Raw genomic sequence first — 26,239 nt, 5'->3', positions numbered from 1 at the left:
CGGTGACCGTCTACTGGATGGTCTGGGACGCGGCCGCCCACTGGATCGTCGAGCGGCTGGTCGCCGAGGGCGCGCTGCCCTCGGTACGGCGGCTGATGGACCGCGGCGTGCGCGCGGCGGCCCGGCCGCCGGCCCCCAACTGCCAGACGCCGCCGTCCCTGGCCACGCTGTTCACCGGCAGCGGGCCCGAGCGGCACGGGATCACCGGCTACCGGGTGCCGGTGCCCGCCGGCCCGATCGGCGAGAGCCGATCCGGCTTCGACCGCGCGGCCCTGCTGGCCGAACCGGTCTGGGAGACCGCCGGCCGGGCCGGGCTGCGCACCGCCGCGGTGCACGTGCCGTGGGTGCTGGACGGTGGCGCCGCACCCGTCTGGCTGGACGGCGCGGTGGAGGCCTACAGCCGCCGCACCGCTCGCCACGGCGTCCATGAACTCGCCGGCGACCGGATTGAGTTCGAGATCGGGGCGGCGCGGCTCCAGGCGGTCGCGGACGGTCCGCTGGTCCGGGTGTCCGGCGACTGCGGACAGGTCGAGGTGGCGCGGGACTGGGTGCCGCTGCGCCTGCCGGGCGGCAGCGGGGTCTGGCTGTGCCAGGCCGAGCAGGCCGGCCGGCGGACCCTGATGCACACCGGCGCCTGGGTGCCCAGGACCGCTGGGCGCAACCGGCCGCTGACCAAGGCGCTGGACGGCGCCCCGGTGTTCGCCGGTGAGGGCCTCGGCTCGCTGTACCGCCGCGGCGCCCTCGGGCCCCGGCTGGCCGAGGGCGGCGACGGCTCGTCCGAGGACCTCTTCCTGTCCTCGGTCGGCTGTGTGCACCGGAGTTTCGCCGCGGCGACCGAGGTAGTGCTGGCCGGTCACGAAGCCGAGCTGGTCGTGCTCTACCTGCCGACCACCGACGACGTCGGACACGAGCTGCTCGGCTGGTGCGACCCGCGCAGCGCGGCCCACCGCCCGGACATTGCGCCGGCCGTCTGGGCCCGGCTGACGGACTGCTACCGCTGGGCGGACGCCCTGCTCGGCCGGGTGCTGGACCGGGCCGAGTCCGGTGACACCGTCCTGCTGAGCGCGGACCACGGCATGGCGGGCGCGGCCTGGACGCTGCATCCGAACACGGTGCTGGCGTCGGCCGGCCTGGCCGCTGTCACCGAGGGGCGGCTCGACCCGCACCGCTCCGCCGTGCTCTACCACCCGGCCAACAACGGCTCGCTCTGGGTCAACGACGACTCCCGCGCGGCCGGTCGGGTGCCGGGAGGCGAGTGCGCGGGGCTGCTGCGGCGGGCCGAGGCGGCCCTGCGCAGTGCGGCCGGCACCCTGCTGGCCGGCCTCACCACGGCCGAGGACGGCCGGTCCGCGCAGCTGCTGTTCGCCCCGGACTGCCTGCCGTCCGCCGAACTCTCGCCGGACGGCAGGGCGATCCGACCAGCGGCCAAGACCGGTGCGCACATGACCAACCAGGGTGACGACCGGCTGCACGCCGTGCTCGTGGCGGCGGGCCCCGGGCTATCGGCCGGCGACGACCTCGGCGTGCTGGACAACACCTGGCCCGCCCAGCTGGTGCTCCATCAGCTGGCCGGCCCGAACAGACTGTGAGTCAACCTTGCATCTCTATCTGAACTTTCTCGGCACGACGGTCGACTTCGAGGTGGCGGTCGAGGCCGAGGCCGCCTTCGAGCCGGTCCGCCGGTTCTTCCACCACCTGCTGGCGCCCGAGCCCGCCGGACGGTGCGACTTCCACGTCTCGGTGCTGCCGCTCGGCCCGCCTGACGGGTCGGTGCCAGGCCGCCCGGTGGTGATCCGGCAGAGCAGCGCCCCCGAGTTCACCTTCCACGCGAGGCTGTCCCGGCACGGCGCGCGCCGGACCTACCGCAACGAGCACACCGCGCTGGACGTCCCGGCGGACGCCGCCGTCGACCGGCGGTTCCGGGTGGAGGTGAGCGAGGGCTCGGCGATCCAGGTGATCGACTTCATCCGCGACCTGGTCATCCGCAACGAGGAGACCGCCGGGACGGTCGTGCTGCACGCCTCGGCGGTGCGCAGGGACGGACAGGTCTACGCGATCGCCGGACCGAAGGGCGCGGGCAAGACCACCACGCTGCTCTCCGTCCTGGGCCACGGCGGCTGGCAGTACTTCACCGGCGACAAGCTGTTCTGCCGGCCCGAGAAGGGCGGGATCACGGTGCACGCCTGGCGGGACTACCCGTACGTCGGAGTGGGCACGCTGCGCGCCAATCCGGCGCTGGCCGCCAACGTCCGCCGGAGCGCGGCCCCCGACCTGGACGAACTCTCCCCAGGCCACAAGATCCTGCTCGACCCCGACCTCTTCGAGTCCTGGCTGGGCGCGGAGTTCGATCCCTCGCCGCACCGGCTGGCCGGGCTGCTGCTGCCCCGCGTGCAGCCGGGAGAGCCGCTGCTGGTGGAACCGGTCACCGAGCCGAACGCCCGCTGGGCCGCGCTGAACACCATCGTGGACCGGTCGGTCGACACCACCTTCTTCGGCTGGCAGCACTACCTGGTCCCCGACTACGCCGCCTTCTACGCCACGCTCGCCGAACTGCGGCCGCTGCTGGACGGACTGGACGTGCGGCGGCTCAGCGGAGCACTCGACGTCGATCTCGACGCCGTACTCGAGGAGACCGGATGACCGCGCTGCGAATCGCACTGACCGGGCACTCCGGCTCCGGCAAGTCCACCTGCACCGACCTGATCGAGGAGTTCGCCGCCGAGCGCGGGCTCGGTGTCCACCGGGTCCCGCTGGCCCGGCCGCTGTACCAGCTGCAGCAGCGGGTCTACGCGCACGCCGGGGTCGGGCTGGCAGCGGGTGCCCAGGACCAGCTGCTGCTGGAGGACCTGGCCGGCCATCTGCGCCGGATCAACCCGCGCTCGCTCGCCGACGACTTCCTGGCCCGCGTCGAACTCGGCGTCGCCGAGGGCGCGGACATCCTGCTCAACGACGATCTGCGGGACCCGCAGGTGGACGCCCCGGCGCTGCGCGCGGCCAGTTTCCGGGTACTGCGGATCACCTGCGAGCCGGCCCGGCGCGAGGAGCGGCTCGCGCTGCGTGGGGACCTCACCCGTACGGACCGCTCGACCTCCCGGATCGAGCTGATCACACCGGACGCGGTCATCGACAACAGCGCCGACCTGGGCAGCTACCGGGTCGCCGTGCACCAACTGCTAGGGAGCTGGCTGTGATTCTGACCGGTCCAGAGATCGCCCGCGGCGTGGCCGCCGGTGAGATCCACATCGACGACTTCACCCCGGCCAGGCTGGAGCCCAACAGCTACAGCTTCCGGCTGGCTCCGAAGCTGCTGCGCTACGAGGACGAGGTGCTGGACAGCTTCCGGCCGCCGCGGGTCACCGAGTTGGCGATCGGCGAGGAGGGCTGCCTGCTCGAACCCGGGCGCTTCTACCTGGGCTCGACCATGGAGGCGATGGGCAGCCCGCGATACGCGGCGACCCTGTACGCCTGCCGCTCGGTCTGCACGCTCGGTGTGTGGATCCAGTTCTCGGCACCGCTGGGCCACTGCGGCTCGGTCTTCCCCTGGACGCTGGAGATCACGGTGGCCAATCCGGTCCGGGTCTACTCCGGGATGGTCATCGGCAAGCTCGCCTTCTGGGCGATGCAGGGCGAGGCGCACCAGTACGACGGCAAGTACAGCGGTTCCACCGCGGTGGTGGCCTCCCGGCTCAGCACCGAAGTGCGGGGGAGCTGAGATGGCCGTGGGGCGGCAGCCGGACCGGCTGCTCGGCACCGAGGAGTTGCGCCGGCTCTCCAGGCGGCGCCCGGCCCGCTCGGTGCTCGCCATCGCCTGGCAGTGGGCGGTCATCGCGGCCGCGCAGACCGCCGCGGTCTATTGGGGGCACTGGTACGGATACCCACTCGCCATGGTGGTGATCGCCACCCGGCAGCACGCGCTCGCGGTGCTGATGCACGACGGTGCGCACCGCCTGCTGTTCGCCCGCCGGGCGCTGAACGACACGGTGAGCGATCTGCTCCTGGCTTTCCCGCTGTTCATCAGCACCACCCTGTACCGGCGCCACCACCTGGACCACCACCGTTACCTGAACACCGAGCGCGACCCGGACCTGGACACCGCGCCGCTCGGCAACACCGCCAGGGACTGGCTGCGCCTGTTCGCCGGTGACGTCACCGGTGTCAACCTGCTCAAGACGGTGGACACCCTGGACCAGTTCTCGCTGCTGCCGGTGCTGCGCGGGAACCGGAGCGTGGCCCGGGCGATGGGACGCGGCCGGCGCAATCTCTTCCTGGCCTGTCTCGCCGTGCTGGCCGCCGTGCTGACAGTGACCGGCGGCTGGCTCGACTACCTGCTGCTGTGGATCCTGCCCTCGCTGACCGCGCTGAGCATGATCCTGCGGCTGCGCGCGGTGGCGGAGCACGTCGGCTGCGACCCGGACGGCGGAGTGGGCGGCACCCGGACGGTGCTGGCCGGCTGGTTCGAGCGGCTGCTCTTCTCGCCGTGCCGGATCAACTACCACCTGGCGCACCATCTCTATCCCAGCGTGCCGTTCTACAACCTGGGCCTGCTGCACCGGCGGCTGATGACGCACCCGGAGGTCGCCGGCCGCGCCCGGATCTCCCGCTCCTATCTGTTCGGGCCGGCCAGCGTGCTGCGCGACATCGCCCGCGCCCGCCGGAGCCCGACCTCTGCCGCAGCCCAGAGCTGACCGGCCCGACCCCGAGGAACCCATGCCGAACCCGAACCCGAACCTGAACCAGTTGGCGGGCGTCCCCGGCGGACTCGCCGCCGCCCGGCTGCGGCACAGCGACACCTTCCTGGCCGGCCGCGGCCTGAACCGGGCCGAGCTGGACCGTCTGCTGCGCCTGAGGACCGGCGAGGCCCGGCACCTGCTGCTGACCAGTTCTCCGGTGCACGGCCTGGCCAACGCCACCAGCGACCTGGACTTCATCCGGGTCCAGCAGGAGGAGCCGGCCGGCGCCCGGATGGCGACCCAGTTCTTCGAGGGCGGGCATCACCTGGAGGCGATCTCCTTCGGGGTACGGGAGACCGCGGCCGCGCTCGCCGACCTGGCGACCCTGGCGGCCGAGCCGCCGGCCGCGGTGGTGGCCGGCCACCGCGGCTGGGACAAGTCCCGTGAACTTCGCCGCAAGTACCTGGAGCGGCTGGTGAACGGCGTTGACCTGGAAGGCGGTTCGCCCTACCTGGAGCACCTGCCGCCGCTCGCCCGGGTGTGGAAGTGGGCCTCCCTGCACACCGCGGTGGAGCAGGTGTTCTTCCTGCGGCTGGCCGAGCAGGCGGGCGAGTCGCGGGGCCGGGCGGGCTATGCGCTGGGCGCGTTGCTGCACTTGATGGACGCGCTGCTCTCGCACCACGGCGACGTGTTCTCCAACCGCAAGTGGTATCTGCTGCGTTGGCGACGGCTGACCGACTCTGGGGCGCTGCGGGGCACCAGTTCGGCCGAGGCCGCCGACCTGATCGAGGCGCTGCGCAGTCGGCTCTCGGCGGCACTCACGGGCCAGGCCGGCGCACCGCTGGCGCCGGCCTTCACCGAGCTGCTGGAGTGCGTGTTCACCACCGCGGGCGAGGGGCACCGCCCCGCGTTGCTGGTGGAGCCGGTCGGCCGGCCCGTCCGGTCCCGTTTCCTGCCCGGCGCCGAACTGCTGCTCGGGGACGCGGCCGTCTTCCTCGGCGCCGGATCGCTGCCCGAGGGCCGGATCGACGTGGCCGCCGACGACGGGCTCCCCGGGGATCCGGGCGATGTCCTGCGGGCCGCGCGCGGTGGCGCGCTGCGGCTGCTGCCAGCCTGACCAGACCACCCCTGTGAACTGGAGAACCATGGAGCTTTCCCCCCAAATAATCGGCGGGGTACGGCTGTTCGGCGCTGCTCGGAGCGGCCGCGGGCTGCCCGCCGAACAGGCGGTGCGAGCCTGGACGACAGCCGCTTGGCTGCTCGCCGTCGAGGGCCGCGCCTACCTGGAGGATCTGGCCGGCGGCAGCGAACAGCCAGAGTTGCGACAGGTGGTCGGACTGCGCCTGCTGGAACTGCTGCTGGACGTCGACCTGCTGCTGGGCGGGCACACCGCGATGGCCGACGGCCACCAGCTGGCGATGGCACTCGAGTACGGCCTGCACGAGGTCGCCGAGCTGGACGGCGACCGACTGCTCCGACTCTTCGCACTCGACGAGGAGTTCGGCGCGGACGGCGGCGGCGCGGTGGCCGAGTTCTGGGAGCTGCTCTGCGCCGCGTTCCCCGGCGAACTGCCGAACCCGCTGCTGGCCTCGGGCCAGCGCGAGATCCTTCAGGCGCTGCGGGACTGGTCCAGGCTCTGCACGGCGGTCGGCACCGACGCCGGCTTCCTCGAGCCCTTTCTCAAGGACGCGTGAGCGGCACGATGGCTTCGGGATTCATCGACCGCTACGGCGCGGCCTTCGGCGGTTCCAAGGCACTGCTGCTGAGGATGTCCGGCCTGCTCGGCGGCGAGCAGCGGGCGGACGGTGCCTGGATCACCGACGACACCGGGCGCCGTTGGCTCGACTTCGGCTCCTTCGGCGTCCACCTGCTCGGCCATCGGCATCCCGTCCTGGTCGACGCCGCGGTCGAACAGCTGGGCCTGATGGGCTTGTCCGGGAAGATCCTCGGCAACTCCGCGGCCACCGCCTGCGCCGAGGCGCTGGTGGCGGCCACGCCCCCGGCCCTGGACCGGGTGGCGTTCGCCAACACCGGCTCGGAGGCGACGGAGATGGCCATGAAGATGGCCGTACTCGCCACCGGGCGAGCCGAGTTCATCGCGTTGCGCGGCTCCTACCACGGCAAGACGGCCGGGGCGCTGCACCTGTCCGACAGCATGGCCGGGCGCTCGCCGGTACCGCTTGCCGCCCCGGTCCATTTCGTGACGCCCGGCGACGAGGCCGCGGCGCGTGCCCTGCTCGCCACCGGGCGGATCGCCGCGGTGTTCGCGGAACCGATCCAGGGCGAGGGCGGAATCCGGCCGGTGGCAGCGGAGTTCCTGGCCTTCCTGCGCGAGGAGACCGCGCGGACCGGCACGCTGCTGGCGCTGGACGAGATCCAGACCGGCGTCGGCCGGTGCGGGCGGTTGTGGCGCTCGGCGGCCGAGGTGGGTCCCGATCTGCTGCTCGCCGGCAAGGTGCTCGGCGGCGGCCTGGTGCCGCTGGCGGCCGTGCTGTACGCCTCGTCCCTGATCGGCGACAGCAGCGCCGACCCGGTGGTGCTCGCCTCCTCCTTCGCCGGCGGCGCGCTGGCCGGCGTGGTCGGCCGGTCCGTGCTGGAGCTGGTCAGCAGCGAGCAGTTCCTCACCAGGGTGCGCCGGACCGGGGAGTCGACCCGCCGACGGCTGGCCGAACTCTTCGACGGTGATCCGCGGGTGGCCGAGATCCGCGGGGAGGGCCTGATGATCGGCCTGCAGGCCGCCAGCCCCGCGATCGCCGGCCATGTCGTGCTGGAGGCGGCCAAGCGCGGCGTGCTGCTCAGCTTCTGCCTCAGCCGCCCCTCGGTGCTGCGGGTCTACCCGCCCGCGGTGATCGGGGACCAGGACCTGGCGGACGGACTGGACCGGATCGCCGAGGCGGTGGCCGCCACCCCGCCGGGCAGCTGAGCCCGCCGGACCCTCCTCGCGCCGCGCGGCGTTTGACCGACAAATCGAGAAAGGCCCCCAATGCCCACCGTACGCACCTCTGTCGTCATCCCCGACGTGGACATCCACCATGTCTGGGACACCGTGTGCGACTTCGAGAAGCACCCGCTGCACATGGTCGACGTGCTGGAGATCCGCTACCTGGAGCGCACCGCCGAGCAGGCGCTGAGCTCCTGGCGGGTGCTCCTCAACGGCAGTGAACTGACCTGGACCGAGCGGGACTTCTTCAGCCCGCCGAACCGGATCGACTTCGACCAGACCGAGGGCGATCTGGAGGTCTTCCGCGGCTCCTGGGAGCTCGAGCAGTGCGGGACCGGGATCAAGGTGACCCTGGAGATCGAGTTCGACCTGGGGATTCCCTCGCTGGCAGCGGTGCTGGACCCGGTCGGCGTCCAGGCGATCCGCTCCAACTCGAGCAGCATGCTCACCGCGATCAGCGAGCGGCGCCCGCTTCCGGCGACGCTGTGACCGCCGCCCGGATCCTGGTCACCGGCGTCGGCGGCGCGGTCGGTGGCGAGCTGGCCGCGGCGCTGGCCGAGCGGGCGCCGCGGGCCCGGCTGGTCGCAGTGTTCAGCAGCCCGCGCAGCCGGGCCGACTTCCTGGCCCGGGCCCCGCGTCCGGTGGCCGCCGCGCTGCAACCGGTGGTCTGCGACCTCGCGGACCCGGCCGCGGTCGCCGCGCTGACGGCCGAGCTCGGACCCGCGGGGTCAACCCTGGTGGTGCACGCGGCGGCCAACGTCAGCTGGACGGCCTCCCCGGAGGCGGCCCGGCTGGGCAACGTGGAGGTCACCAGGAACACCGCCGAACTGGCCCGCCGGCTGGGCGACTCGCGCTTCCTGCTGGTCTCCTCGGCGTACACCGCGACCAGCGGCTGGGAGTACCGCAACACCTACGAGGAGACCAAGGCGCAGGCCGAGCGAATGCTCCGGGCCGAGTACCCCGACCTGGACCCGGCGGTGTTCTCCTGCAGCCTGGTGGTCGGGCACAGTCGGACCGGCGCGATCTCCCGGTTCCACGGCATCTACCCGCTGCTCGGCCTGCTCGAGCGGCACCAGCCTCCGTTCCTGCCCGGCGACCGGGACGGGCGGATCGACATCGTGCCGGTGGACTGGGTGGCCGCGGAACTGTCCGGGATGGCTGCCCGGATGCTCGAAGGCCGACCGGTGCAGGACGTCGTGGCGGCCGCTGGGTCCGCCGCTCCGCTGCTGCGCGAACTGGTCGCCGCGGTGGTGGCGGCGCTCAACCGGCACCGGCGCGAGCAGGACCGCCCGGAGCTGGCCGAGGTGCCGCTGGTGCCGTTCCGCCGCTGGGACTTCCTGCGCCGCTCGGTCGACGCCTGGAACGTCACCGAGATCCCGATGCCCAACCAGCAGTTCCTGCAGCGGCTGATCGGCGTCTACCGACCGTACTTCGAGAACGCCAGGGTCCGTCCGCCCCAGGGCGTGACCGAACCGGCCCCGCCCTGGGGGGAGTACGTCGACGTGGTGGTCGACCGCTGGCTGGCCGAGCACCCGAGGCGGCCCGCCCGGGCCGCCTCGTAGTCCCGGCGGCCCTCGACTAGGAAGAACGAAGGAAGAGATGAGCGACCTGTCACTCGAGCTCGTGCGGCGCCGCGAGCTGTTCGCCCGGATCCGCGCCGAGCGCGACGAGGCGATGGACTACCTGCGCGAGCGGTTCCCGGACGAGCGCGGCTATCTGGACTGGGCGGCCGCCGAGGTGCGCGAAGTGACGGTGGTGCTGGGCAGCCCGCGCGGCGGCACCAGCGTCTTCAAACAGGTGCTCGGCTCGGCCCGTGGCGCGCTCGCGCTGCCGGGCGAACACCGGCTGCTCTTCACCCTGTTGGGCCTGAACCACCCCGACCACGACGGACCGGACGAGGGCGTGGAATCGGGCCGGCTCGACGACGGCCGGCGGGACTTCCTGCTGCGGAACCTGCTCTTCGAGTGCCGGGGTGAGGAGATCACCGAGCCGACCCACGAGGAGTGGGAGCGGTACGCCTGGGACTGGGCGCTGCGGCTGCGCCTCCAGTGGCCCGACACGGTCGACGCGCCGCTCGACGAACTCGTGGGCGTGGTACGGGATTCGGTACTCGCCGACCGCACCGGCCCGGAGCCGGCCCTGGACGTGCTGCGGGCGCTGCGCGGGTACGGCCTCCCAGTCGATCCCTACCGGTACGACCTGGACGAGCGGCTGATCCGTGAGTACTTCCCGGAGCTCCCGGTTCCCACCGGTCCGCCCGGCCGGACCATCGTGGAGATCTCGCCGTTCCTCGCGCTGCGTCCGTGCCGCCGTCCCGCGCCGGCCCAGCCGCGCAACGTCCTGGTGCTGAAAGCCTCCAGCGACGCCTACCGGATCCCGCTGCTGCACGAGCTGTTCACCGGTTGGGACGTCCGGGAGCTGCACCTCACCCGCAACCCGCTGGCCGCCGTCAACGGCCTGATCGACGGCTGGGAGCACCGCTCCTTCTGGCAGCACGACCTCTCGGTGCACGGCTCGGCGGCCGGGCCGCGCACCGACTGGAACTTCGATCTGTGCGAGGGTTGGCAGGAGTTGGCCGCCGGTCCGCTGCCCGAGCTGGCCGCCAGGCAGTGGACCGACCCGCACCGGCGGATCATGCGGCACGCCCGGTCCCCGGTCCGGCTGCGCTTCGAGGACTTCCAGACGGGTGGCGCGGCCAGGCAGGCACTGATGGACCGGGCGGCGCAGGCGTCGGGCCTGGACTTCGACGACGCCGCCCGGTCAGCGGTCGAACGGCCCCGATTGGTGAACTCCACCAGTGCGCCCGCGCCGGCCCGTTGGCAGCGGGAGCGGCCGCAGCTGCGCGCGCTGCTCGACCTGCCGGAGGTGGCCGAGGTCTGCGAGCTGCTCGACTACGACGTTCGGGCCTGGGCCCAGTGGTCGTAGCCCTGGGCATCGGCCTGCTGCTCTGCCTGCTCGAGGGCGGCGAGGCGGCGGTATCTGCCCTGGGTACCCCGGCCGGCGGCCGGCCCGGCGGCTGGCAGCAGGCGGCGGCCGCGAGCGCCGTGCTGGCCGGGTGCTGGGCCGCAGTGGTGGCGGTCACCGCCATGCTGCCGTCGAGCTGGCTGCCGACGGCCGGTGCTCTGCTCGTACTGCTCGCGGGCCTGCAGTGGCTGGCCCGGGCGATGCTGCGGCTGCTGCGGGCCGGCGCGCTCCCGGCCGCAGCCCCGGCCGAGCGGACCGTCTTCGCGGTGCTGCTGGGCGCCGGCGCGGAGGCCCTGGTGGTCTGCTCGGCTCTGGCCGCCGCGGCCCGGGCACCCGTCGCCGGCTGGGCGCTCGGCGCGGTGCTGCTGGTCGGCACCTCGGTGGCGGTCGCCCTGACGGGACGCCGAATGCTGCCGGTGCTGCCGGAGCGGGCCGCCAAGACCGCACTGGCGATTGCGCTGACCGGCGCGGGTGCGGCCGGCTCCGGCTGGCCCAGCCACTGCCTGGCGGTGGCCGTGGTGGCCGTCGTGACGGTGGCCGTGCTGCGGCTGCGGACCGCGTCGGCCGTCCCACCCGCCACCGCGGGCGGGCTGCGCGGCTTCCTGCTCGGCGACACCGCTGCCAGCTGGCCCGCAGTGGCCGCCTTCGCCGCCCTGACGGCGCTGCTCGGCGAGGCCTGGCGCCTGCCGCTGCTGGCGGCGCTGGTCGCTGCCGTGCTGCTTACGGTCACCCGGCCCAGGCGGCCAGGCCGGGGCACCGCCCCCGTCACCGGATGAACCACCAACCAACCCAAGGGACAAGCACCATGAATATTCTTGCCGAGGTCGTCAAGGCGCTCTCCGAGGCGTCGGACCTCCCGGTGGCCGAGCTGCCGGCCGACGCGTCGCTGGAGTCGCTGGGGCTCAGCTCGATCCATGTGATGAGCGCCTATGTGTCGTTGGAGCGGGTGTTGGACATCTCCTTCACCGGCGGGGACCTGCGCTACGCGCCCACAGACACCGTCCGCGAGCTGGCCGCCGCCATCGGAGGCATCCATGCTGCCCGTTGAGGCGCTGACGGCCGACGTGGTGCGGGCGGTCCGCGAGCACGCTGCCGTGCGCCCGGACCACCTGGCGGTCAAGGACTCTCGGACGTCGCTGAGTTACGCCGAGCTGCTGAACCGGGTCACGGCCTCGGCCGGGGCGCTGGCCCGGCACGGGGTCCGTCCCGGTGACCGGGTCGGCATCCACCTGGAGAACTCGGCCGACTATGTGGCCACCGTCCTCGCCTGCCTGGCGGCGGGCGCCGTCTTCGTGCCGATCCCCTACTCCGATCCGGCGGACCGGATCTGCCGGATCGCCCATGACTGCGCCGTGCGGCTCACCGTGGTGCCCACCGGCCGGGAGTTCCCCCGCGAGGTGGTGGAGGCGCTGCGCCCGCTGGTGCTCGCGGAGTTGACCGCGCCAGGCGCAGGCGGGCCGCAGGCACCGGCCGCGCGGGACGAGGACCTTGTCTACTGCGTCTACACCTCGGGCTCCACCGGCAGTCCGAAGGGCGTGCTGATCCGCCGGGAGAGCCTGCACAACCTGGTCCGCAACACGGTGGCGACCTTCGAGCTCAACCCCGCGACCCGGGCACTGTGCGTCTCGCCGTTCCACTTCGACGGCGCGTTCGGCAGCCTGTTCTCGGTCCTCGCGGCCGGTGGCTGCCTGCTGGTGGCGGACCACGGGCCGCTGATGCCGGGGGAGTTCTTCAGGCTGCTGCTGGCCGAGCGGATCACCCACACCTCGTTCTCGCCGAGCATGCTGCGGCTGCTGGTCAGCAGCCGCGACCTGCCGAAGCTCGCCGACTCGCGGCTGCGGTCGATCGGGCTGGGCGGCGAGGACTGCACGCCCGAGCAGATCGCCGCGCTCTTTCAGTACCGGCCGCAGCTGCGGGTGTTCAACCGCTACGGCCCCACCGAGACCACGGTGGTCGTCTCCAGCCACCTGGTGACGCCGCAGTGGTGCGCCTCCGGGCGGAAGATCCCGCTCGGCACCCCCGACCCCGGCGTGGGCTTCCATCTGGTGGACGCCGACGGGCAGCTGGTCACCGAGCCGGGCATCACGGGAGAACTCTGCATCGACGGCGTGCAGGTGATGGCGGGTTACTGGGGCGCACCCGAGGTGACGGCCGCGGTGCTGCGCGACGACCTGGTGCCGGGCCGTACCGTCTACCGCACCGGTGACCTGGTGGAGCGCACCGAGGACGGCTACTACGTCTACCTCGACCGGACCGACAACGTGGTCAAGCGCAACGGCAACCGAATCTCGATGACCGAGATCACCGCAGCGCTGCTCACCGTCCCCGGGGTATGGGACGCCGCGAGCATCGTCGACCGCCCGAACGGCCGGACCGTGATCCGCGCCTACGCGGTCACCTCGGAGCCGTTCACCGTCGGCGAGCTCCGGGCCGAACTGCTGCGCCGGATACCGGGATACATGAACCCGGACACCCTGGAGCTGCGAGCCGAGCTGCCCCGGCTGAGCAACGGCAAGCCCGACCTGCGTCGGCTGCCGGCCGACGGGCCGAGTGACCGGAACGCGACTGAATGATAATGTCAACATTGACATTTCAATGCAATGTCACCTATATACAGAACGGACTGGAGGCGGAAGATGGGCATCTCGACACTCAAGGGGCGCAGTCTGCTCTCGCTGCGGGACTTCAGCGCGGCAGAGATCACCGAACTGCTGGAGCACGCGGCCGATCTGAAGACGCGTGCGGCGCAGGGCGAGTACGTGCACGCGCTGGCCGGCAAGAACATCGCGCTGATCTTCCTCAAGCCGTCCTGTCGGACCCGGGTCTCCTTCGTGGTCGCGGCCACCCAGTCCGGCGCGCACCCCGAGATCTTCGGCCGGGAAGACATCCGGTTCGGCATCAAGGAGTCGGTGCGTGACATCGCCCGGGTTTTCGGCCGGGTCTTCGACGGTGTGATGTTCCGCGGCTTCGAGCACTCCACCGTGGCCGAGTTCGCCGAGTACGCCGGCGTCCCGGTGTGGAACGGCCTGTGTGACAGCTACCACCCCACCCAGGTGCTCGCGGACCTGCTGACGCTGCTGGAGAACTTCGGCAGCCTCGAAGGACTGCCGTTGACCTACGTCGGCGACGGTCGCAACAACATGGCGATCACCCTGGCCATCGCTGCCGCCAAGCTCGGTCTGGACCTGCGGATCCTGGCGCCCGAGAAGCTCCAGCCGGCGCCGGAGCAGATCGCCGAACTGCTCGCGGACGCCGAGTCGGACCGGGCGAAGATCACCGTCACCGCCGACGCGCAGCTCGCGCTGGCGGGTTCGGCGGCCGTGTACGGCGATGTCTGGGTGTCGATGGGCGAGGAGGAGCAGACCCGGGAGCGGATCGAGCTGCTGCGCGACCTGAAGGTCACCGCCGAGCTGATGGCCGCCACCGGCCGGGCCGACAGCATCTACCTGCACTGCCTCCCGGCCTTCCACGGTCAGGACACCGAGACCGCGATCGCCCATCCGGACATCTGTGAGGTGGACGACGAGGTCTTCGAGGGCGCGCAGAGCCGGGTGTTCGACCAGTCGGAGAATCGGATGCACACCGCGAAGGCCCTGATGCAGCTCACCGTCGCGGGCTGAGCGCATTCGGGCGCCCCGGCGCGCATTTCAGGCGAGGGGCTCCGTCGACTGCTCATCGCCGAGAATGCCGAGAGGTCAGGGCGCAGTCATAAGGACGGCGGTGAGTTCGATCTGGTGCACTCCGGGTGCACATGACGATGGGCTGCCGGCCTCCAGGGCCTTCCGCGAGAACCGTCGCTGCAGCTCAGGGCTTTGCCGAGCTGCAGCGACGGAATCGGGCATTTCCGCGTTCCCGCAGGTCAAACGTTGGTGTCTAGAGGTCGTAGTACAGCTCGAACTCGTGCGGGTGCGGCCGCAGTGCGATCGGGGCGATCTCGTTGGTGCGCTTGTAGTCGATCCAGGTCTCGATCAGGTCCGGGGTGAAGACGCCGCCCGCGAGCAGGTACTCGTGGTCCTCCTCGAGGGCCTCCAGGACGGCGGGGAGCGAGGCGGGGACCTGGGGGACGCCGGCGTGCTCGTCGGGGGCGAGCTCGTAGAGGTCCTTGTCGACCGGCTGGAGCGGCTCGATCTTGTTCTTGACGCCGTCCAGGCCCGCCATCAGCATCGCCGAGAAGGCGAGGTAGGGGTTGGAGGACGGGTCGGGGGCCCGGAACTCGATGCGCTTGGCCTTGGCGTTGGAGCCGGTGATCGGGATCCGGATCGCGGCCGAGCGGTTGCGCTGCGAGTAGACCAGGTTGACCGGTGCCTCGAAGCCGGGGACCAGGCGGTGGTAGGAGTTGACCGTGGGGTTGGTGAAGGCCAGCAGCGAGGGCGCGTGCCTGAGCAGGCCGCCGATGTAGTAGCGGGCGGTGTCGGACAGGCCGGCGTAGCCCTGCTCGTCGTAGAAGAGCGGCGAGCCCTCGGCCCAGAGCGACTGGTGCACGTGCATGCCCGAGCCGTTGTCGCCGAAGATCGGCTTCGGCATGAAGGTGGCCGTCTTGCCGTTCCGCCAGGCGACGTTCTTGATGATGTACTTGAACAGCATCAGGTCGTCGGCCGCGTGCAGCAGCGTGTTGAACCGGTAGTTGATCTCGGCCTGGCCCGCGGTGCCGACCTCGTGGTGCTGGCGCTCGACCTGCAGGCCGGAGGCGGCCAGCTCCAGGGACATCTCGGCGCGCAGGTCGGCGAAGTGGTCGACCGGCGGGGTCGGGAAGTAGCCGCCCTTGTACTTGACCTTGTAGCCGCGGTTGCCGCCCTCCTCGATCCGGCCGCTGTTCCAGGCGCCGGCCTCGGAGTCGATGTGGTAGTAGGAGGCGTTCGCGGTGGTCTCGAACCGGGCCTCGTCGAAGACGTAGAACTCGGCCTCGGGACCGAAGAAGGCGGTGTCGGCGATGCCGGAGGAGGCCAGGTAGGCCTCGGCCTTCTTGGCCACGTTGCGCGGGTCGCGGCTGTAGGCCTCGCCCGTGATCGGGTCCTGGATGAAGAAGTTGATGTTTAGGTGCTTTTCCTTGCGGAACGGGTCGAGCCGCGCGGTCGCCAGGTCGGGGACCAGGGCCATGTCCGACTCGTGGATCGCCTGGAAGCCGCGGATCGACGAGCCGTCGAACATCAGGGTCTCGGCGGGGTCGAAGGTGGCCGCCGGAACCGCGAAGTGCTGCATGACACCCGGCAGGTCGCAGAACCGCACATCCACGAACTTGATGTCGTTCTCGGCGATGTAGGCCTTGACCTCATCCGCATTCTTGAACATCGATGTCCTCCTCTGCCCGACCGCGACGAGGGCCGGGATCAGACCTGCACGGACCAGTCGTCCCAACCGGCCACGGTGCGGGCCACCTTAGGAACAGGCCGTTTCCTGACGGTGACCCGATCGTTTCCACCATGTTAACCAGCAGGCCCGAATGGGCGGCAAAGTCACCCGGGTGGGGGCAAAACGTGTGGGCGCCAGTGCCGTTCTCCGTAATTGGTCTAAACCACTGAACGGAGCCGCGCCACGCCGATTCACCCGCAGGGGGAGTCGACGCCGGTTGGTGCGATGTGCCGGGCTACTGTGGGTTCGTGGACAGCAGAGAAGCAATGGGATCGTGGCTGGAAGGCCCGAAGGCCGCCGCTGAGCGGATGGGCGCCGACTTCGGCTACCGCGGTGAGCGGCTCGGCCGCCCGCAGGAGGGTTCCGGCGCGATGGCCGGCCCCGGTCGGCGGATCGGCGCACTCTTCGTGGACGGCTGGCTCGCCAGCCTGATCGCCTACGGCACGCTGGCCCACGGCGACCCGGCCAGGGCCAACCTGATCAGCCTGCCGGTCTTCTTCGCGATGAGCGCGGTGCTGCTCGCCACCACCGGCACCACCATCGGCAAGCGGCTCTTCGGGTTGCGGGTGGTGCGGCTGGACGGCGGGCGGGCGACCATTCCGCAGGTGCTGCTGCGGACCGTGCTGCTCTGCCTGGTGGTGCCCGCCGCGGTCTGGGACCGGGACACGCGCGGCCTGCACGACAAGGCGGTCGCGACCGTCGAGGTGCGGATCTGAGCCCGAGCAGAAGGATCCGAACAGAAGGATCCGAACAGAAGGATCCGGGCAAAAAGGATCCGGGCAAAAGGAGAGGCCCCGCCGGCTGGCGGGGCCTCTTTGCGTGGTTCGTGCGGGTGCCGACGGCTCAGCGAGCCTGGCCGCCCTTGGGCATCCGGGCGCCCTTGGGCATCGGGCCCTTGGGGATCGGCGCCTTGGTGAGCAGGTCGCCCAGCGCGCGCAGGCGGTCGTTGGTCTCGGTGACCTGGGCGGGGGTGATCGCGCGCGGCAGCCGCATCAGGTGGATCTGCAGCTTCTTCAGCGGCACCTCGCCCGGCCCGTCGCCGACCATGATGTCGTGCACCGGGACGTCGGCGACCACGCGGGCCATCTTCTTCTTCTCGGCGGCGAGCAGCGGGCGCACCCGGTTCGGGTTGCCCTCACCGATCAGCGCGATGCCGGGACGGCCGACGGCGCGGTAGACCGCGTCCTGGTTGCGGGTGACCGCGACCGGGGTCGGGTTGGCGCTCCAGCCGCGCTTGATGTTGTTCAGCACGGCCGCGGCGGCGCCCGGCTGGCCCTCCATCTGGCCGAAGGCGGCACGCTCGGCCCGGCGGCCGAAGACGATCGCCGCGGCCAGGAAGGCCACGATGAAGCCCAGGATCCCCACGATGACGGGGTGACCGATCAGGAAACCGATGGCGAGGAACACGCCGAAGGTGAGGAGGCCGATGCCCCCGATGATCAGGCCGATCTTGGTGTCGACCTTCTGGGTCATGATGTACGCCTGGCGGATCTGCTTGAGCCGCCCGGGAGTTTCGGATGTTTCCCTCGCCATGAAGGCCATGCTACGTGGCGGGGACATCGGATCACGAAGCACGGTCCCGATTCGGCGCAACCGTGCGGGAAATCGTTACCCCAGGTGAGTGCGCGGGCGCGTGGGTCGGTGCGCGGGCAGGCCGATCCGGGCCGCCTCGCGGTCGGCGGCGTGGCGGCGGTTCTCGCAGACCGCCGACCAGGCGTTCAGCCGGGCCTGCCGCCGTCCCCCGGCCAGCAGGACGTTCTCCGCCAGCCTGATCGCCGTGCCGATCGTGGTGCGCATTGCGGCCACTCCCCTCGCCGAGTCTGCGTCCAGTCTCGGCCGCCGTTGTTAAGCCCCCGTGACCCGCCGGTCAACCCTCGGTGAAACGCGAACCGCGAAACGCGAAGCGCGGACCGTGAAACGCGAAGCGCGGACCGTGAAACGCGAACGGGGCCCGGAGTACCTCCGAGCCCCGTCGCACGCACGCACAACCGATCAGACCGCAGCCCGCTCGCGGTGCTCCAGCGCCTGCCGGTAGAGCCGGCCCGCGCGGTAGGAGGAACGCACCAGCGGCCCGGACATCACGCCCGCGAAGCCGAGCTCCTCGGCCTCCTGCTGCAGCTCCACGAACTCGTGCGGCTTGACCCAGCGCTCCACGGGGTGGTGGCGCAGCGAGGGGCGCAGGTACTGGGTGATGGTGATCAGCTCGCAGCCCGCGCCGACCAGGTCGGCCAGCGCCTGGCTGACCTCCTCGCGGGTCTCGCCCATGCCCAGGATCAGGTTGGACTTGGTCACCAGACCGGCCGCCCGGGCCTGGGTGATGACGTCCAGCGACCGCTCGTAGCGGAACGCCGGTCGGATCCGCTTGAAGATCCGCGGCACCGTCTCGACGTTGTGCGCCAGCACCTGGGGACGGGACGAGAAGACCTCGGCCAGCTGCTCGGGCACCGCGTTGAAGTCCGGGATCAGCAGCTCGACGCCGGTGCGCCCGGCCGCGCGGCCCGCGGTCAGCGCGTGCACCTGGCGGACCGTCTCGGCGTACAGCCAGGCGCCGCCGTCCTCGAGGTCGTCGCGGGCGACGCCGGTGATGGTGGCGTAGTTGAGGTCCATGGTGACGATCGACTCGGCGACCCGGCGCGGCTCGTCACGGTCGAAGTCGGCGGGCTTGCCGGTGTCGATCTGGCAGAAGTCACAGCGGCGGGTGCACTGGTCACCGCCGATCAGGAAGGTGGCCTCGCGGTCCTCCCAGCACTCGAAGATGTTGGGGCAGCCGGCCTCCTGGCAGACCGTGTGCAGCCCCTCCTTCTTCACCAGCGACTGGAGGGCGTTGTACTCCGGGCCCATCTTCGCCCGGGTCTTGATCCACTCGGGCTTCCGCTCGATGGGGGTCTCGCTGTTGCGGACCTCCAGGCGGAGAAGCTTCCTGCCGTCGGGCGCGACAGCGGACACGTGCGGCTCCTAGAAGTAGACGGGGTACCCCCAGGGTACGCCTGTGCTTGTACGGTCTGCATCGGGCTCACGCCCCGCATTCGCAGGGCAACAGCGGTACGCACCGCCTGATTCCCGGTGCCCTGCTCCACCGGTGGCCGGCAGGGCGCTCAGCGCGCCAGTGCGGGCTCGGGCAGCTCGGCGAGGACCTCCGCCAGCCGCCGTTCCACCACCGGCGCCGCCTCGGCGACCGGGACGTCGCGGCCCAGCTCGGTGGTCAGCGAGCCGACCCCGGCGTCCCGGATCCCGCACGGGATGATCCGGTCGAACCAGGTCATGTCCGGGTTGCAGTTCAGCGCGAACCCGTGCATCGTCACGCCGCGCGCCACCCGCACGCCGATCGCGGCGAGCTTGCGGTCGTCGCCGCGCTGCCCGGCGTTGGACGCCGCGTACTCGGGGCCGGCCAGCCGGGGGTCGATCCCGAGCGGCAGGCCGAGCCGCAGGGTCAGCTTGCCGATGTCGATCACCTTGGCCGGATCCGGCACGGCGTCCGGCAGCTCCCGGCCCAGTACCCAGACCCCGCTGCGGCCCTCGACCCGGCTGGTCGCCACGCCGAGGTCGGCGGATGCCCGGATCAGCGCCTCCTCCAGCCGGCGGACGTAGGCGACCACGTCCATCGGCTCCGGCAGCTTGACGATCGGATAGCCGACCAGCTGGCCCGGACCGTGCCAGGTGCCCTCGCCACCCCGGTTGACCTGCACCACCGGGGTGTCGTCCAGCGGCAGGTCCTCGGGCTTGGTCCGCTTGCCGGCGGTGAAGACCGGCGGATGCTCCAGCAGCAGCACGGTGTCCGGGATCTCGTCGGCGAGCCGCAGTGCGTGCAGCCGCTGCTGCTCCTCCCAGGCCTCCTGGTACGGCACCGCGCCTTCGCCTATCCGCATCCGGACGAATCGCACGTTCTCGCTCACCGCTGCTCCTTGCCCAGGTGTTCGCGACCCAACCTCGCCACTGTACGCCCGCTCGCTCACCTGTCCGAAGCCGCCCGGAGCGGCTCCCGTCCGGCTCCCCCTCCGGCTCCCGTCCAGCTCTCGTCCGGCTCCCCCTCCGGCTCCCGTCCAGCTCTCGTCCGGCTCCCCCTCCGGCTCCCGTCCGGCCTCCGCGCGGCCCCCGTTCCGGCTCGCTCGGCGCCCGGCGGTCGGGGGCGCAAAGGGTACGCGCAGCTCAAACCCCGAGCGCCGCACCTTCCTCAGAACGGGCGCCTGCCCTTCACCCGTTCGGAGGATTGCCCGCGCAGATCCGCCCATAGCGCCCGAATGCTCGCTACATTCACGCCGATTCCCGACAGGGGCGTCGCGCAAGGCACCGGGGGGCCGGACCGCGGCGTCCGAGAGGTGTTGACTGACATGCCCCAACGGCCTGCAACCGACGACAGTCCGGCCTACGGTCCGCTCGACCCACTGGACCCGCACGAACGCCGCGGCGAGCCGGACCGTGCAGCTGCGGCCGCTCTGCCCGCCCAACGCCACGACGACACACCGCTGCTGGAACGCCGCGTGCTCGTCCCCGACGAACTCCACCATGTCCCCGACGTGCTCCAGCACGTCCCCGAGGAGCTCCACCACGTCCCCGGCCTGCTCCAGCACGGCCCGGACGAGCTCCACGGGGGCGCGCACACCGCGGACAGCCCGCACGGCCCGCAGCTCGGCCTGGGTGACGACGCACCCGGCGCGGAGGAGCACGACCGCGCACCCGGCGGCCTGCCGCTCGGCGCCGACGAGGACGGTGCCGCCCGCAGCGAGGCGGGCCGCGCGCAGAACCCGCTGCTCGCCGGGCTGATCGAGGAGGCCGGCTTCTCGCACGCGGGCCTGGCCCGCAGGGTCGACCAGCTGGGCCTGGAGCACGGCCTCGACCTGCGCTACGACAAGACCTCGGTGACCCGCTGGCTGCGCGGCCAGCAGCCGCGCGGCGCCACCCCGGCGCTGATCGCGGAGGTCTTCACCCGCCGGCTCGGCCGCCGGCTCTCCGCGCAGGACATCGGCCTGGACGCCTGCGCCCCGGTCTACGCGGGCCTGGAGTTCGCCGAGACCCCGCAGGAGGCCGTCGACATCGTCGCCAGCATGTGGCGCAAGGACACCGGCCCGCAGTCCGAGCTGCGCCGGATCGCCTTCACCCCGGCCGGTCTGGTGGTGCCCAGCCGCGACTGGCTGATCGGCCGCAGCGACGAGCAGGTGGCCAGGGACGGCTCGGCCGGGATCTACGTCTCGGGGCCGGACGGACCGCTCGCCCGGCTCGACCCGACGGCGGAGCACGGGGACCAGCCGCCCCGGGCCGCTGCCGGGCCCGGCAGCCGCGGCATGGCGGCCGGGCGGGTGCCCTCGCAGGCCCGCCGGCCGCTGGTCTCCGGGACCAGGACGGCGGCGCTGCCCGCGCAGGGCGGTCCGGCCGCCGAGCAGAGCGCCCGGGGGAGCCGGGCCGGTCTGCGGGTCGGGCGCGGTGACATCGCCGCCGTCCGGGCGGTCGGGGACCTGTTCCGGGCCCTGGACAACGCCTACGGCGGCGGCCACGCCCGGCAGGCCCTGGTGCGCTACCTGGAGAGCGAGGCCGAGCCGATGCTGCGCGGCCGCTACGGCGAGCAGATCGGCCGGGCGCTGTTCGCGGCGGTCGCGGACCTGACCCGGCTGGCCGGCTGGACCTCCTTCGACATCGCCGCGCACGGCCTGGCGCAGCGCTACTTCGTCCAGGCGCTGCGGCTCTCCCAGGCGGCGGGCGACCGGGTGCTCGGCGGCTACGTGCTGATCACCATGAGCCAGCAGGCGGTCCACCTCGGCCACGGCCGCGAGGCGGTCCAACTGGCCAGAGTGGCCCAGCAGGGCGTCGGCACGGCGGCCCCCGCCACCGTCCAGTCGCTGATGCACGCCGCCGAGGCGCGCGGGCACGGGGTGCTCGGTGACGTCCGCTCCTGCACTACCGCGCTGGTCCGCTCCGAACGGGCTCTCGCGCTGGCCCGCAGCGGCGACGAACTGCCCTCCTGGGCCCGGTTCTTCGACGAGGCCCAGCTGGCCGACGAGTTCGCCCACTGCTACCGCGACCTGCAGCAGTGGCGGCCGGCCGCCCAGCACGCCGAGAAGTCGCTGCGGCTGCGCGGGGCCGCCTACGCGCGCAGCCGGGTCTTCTGCCGGATCGTGCTGGCCGCCGCCCGGCTCGGCATGGGCGACGTGGACGAGTCCTGCGCGCTGGCCACCGAGGCGCTGCGGGCGGCGGGCGAGATGCGTTCGGCCCGCACGGTGGAGTACCTGCGCGACTTCCACCGACGGCTCGCGCCGTACCGGAGCACGGCGGCGGCCCGCGCCTTCGAGGAGGCGGCGCGGCAGGCGGGGGTGCTCTGAGCGGTGGCGGGCGGCGGTCGGCCCGCGTGGTCGGCCCGCGTGGGCGGCCCGCGTGGTCGGCCCGCGTGGGCGTCCGGCGGGGGCGTTTCGGCTCGGGGCGTCCGGCTGGGGGTGGGCATCGTGTCCCGCCCCCGGCCGGACGCCCGTCAGGCCGCCACCTGCGGTTGGTCGAGTTCCGCGGTGCCGGGCACGTCCAGGTCGCGCAGCACCGCTTCGGCCGCCCGCCGCCCGGAGACCAGCGCGCCCTGCACGCTGCTGGTGTCCCGGTGGTCCCCGCAGACGTAGAGTCCGGCCAGCACCCGCACCGGGCGACGGAAGTTGTGCGGTGGCGGCATCGCCGGTACCGCGTCCGGCAGGTGACGCACGCTCAGGAACTCCCACTCGCGCGCCGCCACCCCGTACAGCTGCGCCAGCCGCTCGCGCACCGCGGGTTCCAGCGCGGCGGGCCCGCCGGAGCCGAAGGTGCGCCGCCCGAGCACCGTGGTGGCCACCAGCGAGCGGCCCGCCGGGGCGTAGGACTCGTGCACCTGACTGAGCACCAGCGAGTGCGAGACGGGCGCTGCCCCCCGGGCCCGGTCGGCGTCCAGCAGCAGCACCGCCTCGTTCAGCGGCGTACCGGCGGTGGTGTGGAAGTAGGTCGTCACCGGGTGGAAGTCCGGTAGCCGCAGACCTGGCAGCAACTCGGCGGCCGACCGGGCGTCGGTGGCCACCACCACCGCGCGGGCGCCGAGCCGGCCGTGCTCCTCGGTCCACACCCCGTCCGCGGCGATCGCCGTCACCCGCACGCCGAGCCGCACCGTGCCGGGCGGCAGCGAGTCGGTCAGCTGACCGGGGACCGCCGCGGTGCCGGCGGCGGGCAGCGCGAGCCGACCACGTGCGTAGCCGCGCAGGACGAGATCGGCGATCCGGCTGCTGGTGCCGAGCGCCGGATCGCTCAGCAGGGTGGTGAGCAGCGGGCGCAGGAAGCCGGCCACCACCTTCGTGGGCAGTCCGCGCTCGGTCAGCGCGCGGGCGGTACTGGTCTCGGGACGGGCCAGCAGTCTGGGCGCCGGGGTGGCCGCCAGCCGGCTCAGCATCGAGCCGAGGCGGGCCTTCTCCAGCGGGCTGCCGAGTGGTGAGCGGGTGGCGGCCTGCCGGGCGGTCGGCAGTTGCGGGTCGCCGACCCGGTAGCGGCGACCGCCGCTGTGCACCAGTACCCCGGGGGCCAGCGGGCACAGTGCCAGGCCGTCCAGGTCGAGCCGGCGGACCAGCTCGGGGAAACCGGTGTTGAGCAGTTGACCGCCGTGGTCCAGCCGGTAGCCGTCCAGCTGCTGACCGGCCATCCGGCCGCCGATCCGCTCGGTCGCCTCCAGCACCTGGACGCGCAGTCCGGCGGAGGTCAGTGACCGGGCGGCGGCCAGGCCGGCCAGCCCCGCGCCGACCACGAGCACGTCGGGGTCGTCGGCGCGGCTGCGGCGGGTGATGTCGTGTGGGGTCACGGGCGAGCTCCCTCCCTGGTCCCGGAGCTCCGGCCGGCGGCCGGCTGCGGAGTGTGCCGGGACGGTTCGAACGGGTGATGCCCAGTCAGTAGCTTGTTCAGGCAAGGGCATTCGCTCGGATCGGTGGGCGCCGCACCGCGCCGGTGGCACGCCGACGGGGCACGCATGCGCGCCGTGCGCCGTCGCATGCGCCCCCTCACGCCGCCGGGGAGCTCTCGGCGGCGTCCCCGGCCGGGGTCCTCGACGGGAATCCTCGGTCGGGGTCCCCGGCGTGATCAGAGCGCCGCGCGGACCGCCGCCTCCACGTTCGGGTGGGCGAAGTCGAACCCGGCCGCCAGCAGCTTCGCCGGCACCACCCGGTGGCTGCCCACCACCTCCACCGCCATCTCACCCAGCGCCAGCCGCAACGCGACCTGCGGCACCGGGAACGGCGTGGGCCGGTGCAGCACCCGTCCGAGCGCCGCCGTCAGCTCGGCGTTGGTCACCGGCTCGGGCGCGGTGAGGTTGACCGGCCCGCTCACCTCGGGGTTCTCGATCAGGAAGCGCAGCGCGGCGATCTGATCCGCCAGCGAGATGAAGCTCCAGTACTGCTCACCCGAGCCGAGCCGCCCGCCCAGCCCCAGCCTGAACAGCGGGAACAGCCGCGCGCCGGCGCCGCCCGCCGCGGTCAGCACCAGTCCGGTGCGCGGGTGCACCACCCGGATCCCGGCGTCGGCGGCCGGGGCTGCCTCGCCCTCCCAGGCCACGCAGACCCGGGCCAGGAAGTCCTCGCCGGCCGGTGACGTCTCGTCGATCAGCTCGGCCCCGGTCTGCCCGTAGTAGCCCACCGCCGAGGCGCTGACCAGGACGCCGGGCGGCGCGTCCAGGGCCGGCAGCACCGCGGCCAGGGTGCGGGTGCCGAGCACCCGGCTGTCCTGGATCCGCTGCTTGTAGGCCTGGGTCCAGCGGTGGTCGGCGACCCCGGCACCCGCCAGGTGCACCACCGCGTGCACCCCGTCGAGGCCTGCCCGGTCGATCTCGCCGCGCTCGGGGTTCCAGCCGATCGCCACTGAGCCGTCCGGGCGCGGGCCCAGCGTGCGGCGGTGCCGGACCAGCCGGACCACCTGGTGGCCGTCGGCCAGCAGGGAGCGGACGAGGGCGGAGCCGATCAGGCCCGAGGAACCGGTGACAGCGATACGCATGCGGCCATCCTGGCAGGCGGGCACCGCGCGGCGGAGCACAACCCGCCAGCCCGCCCGCGTGGTCAGGGCACCGCTGACGTAGCCTCATCCGGCCCGATACGGTACGGCGGTGAGCAACTCCACCCCTCCCGGCTGGTACCCCGACCCGGAGCCCGCCCCGGGCGCCCAGGGCGCGCACGAGCGCTTCTGGGACGGGTCCGGCTGGACCGCCAGGACCCGGCCGCTGCCGTCGCCGGTCGGCGCCTTCGCGCCAGGAGCAGCTCCGCGGCCGGCCGCTCCGCCGCCGTCCCCGCCCGCCGGGCAGCCGGCCGCGCCGCCGTCCGCGCGGCCGGTCGCCGCCGGCCCGTCGCAGCCCGCCACCTCGCTCTCCGACGCCTCCCCGGCCTACGGTCACCCGGCCATCCCCGAGCCCGAGTCACCGGGCGGTTACGGCTACCCGGCGATCGCGCCCGGCCCGGCGGCGAGCCTGCCGCCCTCGGCGCCCGCGCCGGGGCCGGTGCCGCAGGCGCCCCCGGCCGCCCTGCCGCCCTACGCCTACCAGCCACCCGGCTACCCGCAGCCCGGAAGCCCGCCCCCGTATCCGCCGTCACCACCCGCACCGGGCGGGCGCACCGGCCTGGTCGTCGGTCTGCTGGCGGGCGGGCTCGCGCTCATCGCGGTCGGGACCGGCGTGTCCATCTCCCTGGTCAAGGGCTCGGCGCAGACCGCCCGTCCGGCAGGGATCGCGGCGCCCGGCCGGCCCGCTCCGCCGCCGGGCACGGGCACGGGCTCCTCCCCGGGTGCGGCGCCGCAGAGCCCGTCCCCGCTCTCGCCGGACGGCGGCAGCGTCCAGGACACCTTGCACGGCTGGAGTATCCCGCTGCCCAGCGGCTGGGACTCCGCCCAGCACGACGCCTCGACCGCCGCCCTGCTGGTCACCGGCGCCTACCAGTGCGCCACCCCGGGCGGCTGCGTGCGCGGCAACTTCGCGGTCGACAGCAACCCGGCGGCCGGCCCCGACGCCGAGACGGTGGCCCGCCGGACCATGGCCGACTACGCCCCCCAGCTCTTCGGCCCGCTCGGCTCGCACCAGGAGCTGACCAGCGGCCCGATCACGGTGGCGGGTGTCACCGGTTTCGCCGTCCGCTGGCACGTGGTGCCGCAGCAGACGGCCCCCGGGTTCCTGCTGCTGGTCGCGCTGCCGGCTCCCGGCGGCGGCTTCACCACCCTGGTCGGCTCGGTGGACGACGACCCCCGCGCCCCGGCCCCCGCCGTGCTCGACCAGATCGCCATCGGCATCCGCCCCGCAGGCGTCACCGCCGGTCCGTCCAGTACCACCCTGCCGCCCAACGCGACCTGATCAGGA

Annotated in this window: 25 protein-coding genes; 18 read left to right on the top strand and 7 right to left on the bottom strand. The window is 73.0% G+C overall.

The features are described from left to right. Window positions 1-2: 2 nt before the first annotated feature. From OG403_RS10950 to argF, 15 genes are all read left to right on the top strand, one after another. Window positions 3-1,589, top strand: a complete 1,587-nt coding sequence (locus OG403_RS10950; RefSeq protein WP_329563611.1) for an alkaline phosphatase family protein — start codon at window positions 3-5, stop codon at window positions 1,587-1,589. A gap of 7 nt (window positions 1,590-1,596) precedes the next feature. After that, a complete protein-coding gene (locus tag OG403_RS10945) occupies window positions 1,597-2,640 on the top strand; it encodes a hypothetical protein (protein ID WP_329563610.1) in 1,044 nt (347 codons plus the stop codon). Beyond that, window positions 2,637-3,191 carry a hypothetical protein gene (locus OG403_RS10940; protein WP_329563609.1) on the top strand — a complete coding sequence of 185 codons (555 nt, stop codon included), beginning with the start codon at window positions 2,637-2,639 and terminating at the stop codon, window positions 3,189-3,191. The genes OG403_RS10945 and OG403_RS10940 overlap by 4 nt, the downstream gene beginning before the upstream one ends. Next, window positions 3,188-3,712 (top strand): dCTP deaminase, encoded by a 525-nt coding sequence (locus tag OG403_RS10935; RefSeq protein WP_329563608.1) that lies wholly within the window; start codon window positions 3,188-3,190, stop codon window positions 3,710-3,712. The genes OG403_RS10940 and OG403_RS10935 overlap by 4 nt, the downstream gene beginning before the upstream one ends. A gap of 1 nt (window position 3,713) precedes the next feature. Continuing rightward, entirely contained in the window at window positions 3,714-4,685 is a 972-nt protein-coding gene (locus OG403_RS10930) for a fatty acid desaturase family protein (RefSeq protein ID WP_329563606.1), read from the top strand. A 22-nt stretch (window positions 4,686-4,707) separates the two neighbouring features. Next, entirely contained in the window at window positions 4,708-5,787 is a 1,080-nt protein-coding gene (locus OG403_RS10925; protein ID WP_329563605.1) for a DUF6001 family protein, read from the top strand. Window positions 5,788-5,815: 28 nt separating this feature from the next. Then, window positions 5,816-6,364, top strand: coding sequence for a DUF6031 family protein (locus OG403_RS10920; protein ID WP_329563602.1), 549 nt, complete (start codon window positions 5,816-5,818; stop codon window positions 6,362-6,364). Further along, complete coding sequence (locus OG403_RS10915) at window positions 6,361-7,593, top strand: aspartate aminotransferase family protein (protein ID WP_329563600.1); 1,233 nt, start codon at window positions 6,361-6,363, stop codon at window positions 7,591-7,593. Before OG403_RS10920 ends, OG403_RS10915 begins: the two co-directional genes overlap by 4 nt. A gap of 60 nt (window positions 7,594-7,653) precedes the next feature. Next, window positions 7,654-8,100, top strand: a complete 447-nt coding sequence (locus tag OG403_RS10910) for a type II toxin-antitoxin system RatA family toxin (RefSeq protein WP_329563599.1) — start codon at window positions 7,654-7,656, stop codon at window positions 8,098-8,100. Then, entirely contained in the window at window positions 8,097-9,173 is a 1,077-nt protein-coding gene (locus OG403_RS10905) for an SDR family oxidoreductase (RefSeq protein ID WP_329563597.1), read from the top strand. Before OG403_RS10910 ends, OG403_RS10905 begins: the two co-directional genes overlap by 4 nt. A 37-nt stretch (window positions 9,174-9,210) precedes the next feature. Continuing rightward, a complete protein-coding gene (locus OG403_RS10900) occupies window positions 9,211-10,536 on the top strand; it encodes a hypothetical protein (protein WP_329563595.1) in 1,326 nt (441 codons plus the stop codon). Then, window positions 10,527-11,351, top strand: a complete 825-nt coding sequence (locus OG403_RS10895) for a hypothetical protein (RefSeq protein ID WP_329563593.1) — start codon at window positions 10,527-10,529, stop codon at window positions 11,349-11,351. The genes OG403_RS10900 and OG403_RS10895 overlap by 10 nt, the downstream gene beginning before the upstream one ends. Window positions 11,352-11,380: 29 nt before the next feature. Continuing rightward, a complete protein-coding gene (locus OG403_RS10890) occupies window positions 11,381-11,623 on the top strand; it encodes an acyl carrier protein (RefSeq protein WP_329563591.1) in 243 nt (80 codons plus the stop codon). Then, a complete protein-coding gene (locus OG403_RS10885; RefSeq protein ID WP_329563589.1) occupies window positions 11,610-13,148 on the top strand; it encodes an amino acid adenylation domain-containing protein in 1,539 nt (512 codons plus the stop codon). Before OG403_RS10890 ends, OG403_RS10885 begins: the two co-directional genes overlap by 14 nt. 63 nt (window positions 13,149-13,211) lie before the next feature. Next, on the top strand, window positions 13,212-14,195 hold the full coding sequence (gene argF, locus OG403_RS10880) for an ornithine carbamoyltransferase (protein ID WP_329563588.1): 984 nt from the start codon (window positions 13,212-13,214) through the stop codon (window positions 14,193-14,195). Window positions 14,196-14,448: 253 nt separating this feature from the next. On the opposite strand, the gene glnA is transcribed toward argF, so the two are convergent. Next, window positions 14,449-15,864, bottom strand: a complete 1,416-nt coding sequence (gene glnA, locus OG403_RS10875) for a type I glutamate--ammonia ligase (RefSeq protein WP_329563586.1) — start codon at window positions 15,862-15,864, stop codon at window positions 14,449-14,451. Window positions 15,865-16,172: 308 nt separating this feature from the next. Here glnA and OG403_RS10870 point away from each other — a divergent pair, with 308 nt between their 5' ends. Continuing rightward, window positions 16,173-16,640 (top strand): RDD family protein, encoded by a 468-nt coding sequence (locus OG403_RS10870; RefSeq protein WP_329563583.1) that lies wholly within the window; start codon window positions 16,173-16,175, stop codon window positions 16,638-16,640. Between the two features lie 127 nt (window positions 16,641-16,767). On the opposite strand, the gene OG403_RS10865 is transcribed toward OG403_RS10870, so the two are convergent. The 4 genes from OG403_RS10865 to lipB all read right to left on the bottom strand — a co-directional run bounded on the left by OG403_RS10865 (window position 16,768) and on the right by lipB (window position 19,790). Then, a complete protein-coding gene (locus OG403_RS10865) occupies window positions 16,768-17,457 on the bottom strand; it encodes a DUF4191 domain-containing protein (RefSeq protein WP_329563581.1) in 690 nt (229 codons plus the stop codon). A 75-nt stretch (window positions 17,458-17,532) separates the two neighbouring features. Then, window positions 17,533-17,721, bottom strand: coding sequence for a hypothetical protein (locus tag OG403_RS10860; protein WP_329563579.1), 189 nt, complete (start codon window positions 17,719-17,721; stop codon window positions 17,533-17,535). A 195-nt stretch (window positions 17,722-17,916) separates the two neighbouring features. Beyond that, entirely contained in the window at window positions 17,917-18,870 is a 954-nt protein-coding gene (locus tag OG403_RS10855; RefSeq protein WP_329563578.1) for a lipoyl synthase, read from the bottom strand. Window positions 18,871-19,019: 149 nt separating this feature from the next. Further along, entirely contained in the window at window positions 19,020-19,790 is a 771-nt protein-coding gene (gene lipB, locus OG403_RS10850) for a lipoyl(octanoyl) transferase LipB (protein WP_329572238.1), read from the bottom strand. A 462-nt stretch (window positions 19,791-20,252) separates the two neighbouring features. Here lipB and OG403_RS10845 point away from each other — a divergent pair, with 462 nt between their 5' ends. Beyond that, window positions 20,253-22,235 carry a regulator gene (locus OG403_RS10845; protein WP_329563576.1) on the top strand — a complete coding sequence of 661 codons (1,983 nt, stop codon included), beginning with the start codon at window positions 20,253-20,255 and terminating at the stop codon, window positions 22,233-22,235. A 146-nt stretch (window positions 22,236-22,381) separates the two neighbouring features. Here the strand turns inward: OG403_RS10845 and OG403_RS10840 are convergent, their stop codons facing one another. Together OG403_RS10840 and OG403_RS10835 are read right to left on the bottom strand one after the other, a co-directional pair. Beyond that, entirely contained in the window at window positions 22,382-23,698 is a 1,317-nt protein-coding gene (locus OG403_RS10840; RefSeq protein ID WP_442911058.1) for an NAD(P)/FAD-dependent oxidoreductase, read from the bottom strand. A 290-nt stretch (window positions 23,699-23,988) separates the two neighbouring features. Next, window positions 23,989-24,894 carry a TIGR01777 family oxidoreductase gene (locus tag OG403_RS10835; protein WP_329563572.1) on the bottom strand — a complete coding sequence of 302 codons (906 nt, stop codon included), beginning with the start codon at window positions 24,892-24,894 and terminating at the stop codon, window positions 23,989-23,991. Between the two features lie 109 nt (window positions 24,895-25,003). Between OG403_RS10835 and OG403_RS10830 the strand changes: the two genes are divergently transcribed. Beyond that, window positions 25,004-26,233, top strand: a complete 1,230-nt coding sequence (locus OG403_RS10830) for a DUF2510 domain-containing protein (protein WP_329563571.1) — start codon at window positions 25,004-25,006, stop codon at window positions 26,231-26,233. The last annotated feature ends 6 nt before the right edge of the window (window positions 26,234-26,239 follow it).

It is taken from the genome of Kitasatospora sp. NBC_01266 (genome assembly GCF_036242395.1).
Lineage (GTDB): Bacteria > Actinomycetota > Actinomycetes > Streptomycetales > Streptomycetaceae > Kitasatospora.
This window is presented reverse-complemented; position numbering and strand designations above follow the sequence as displayed.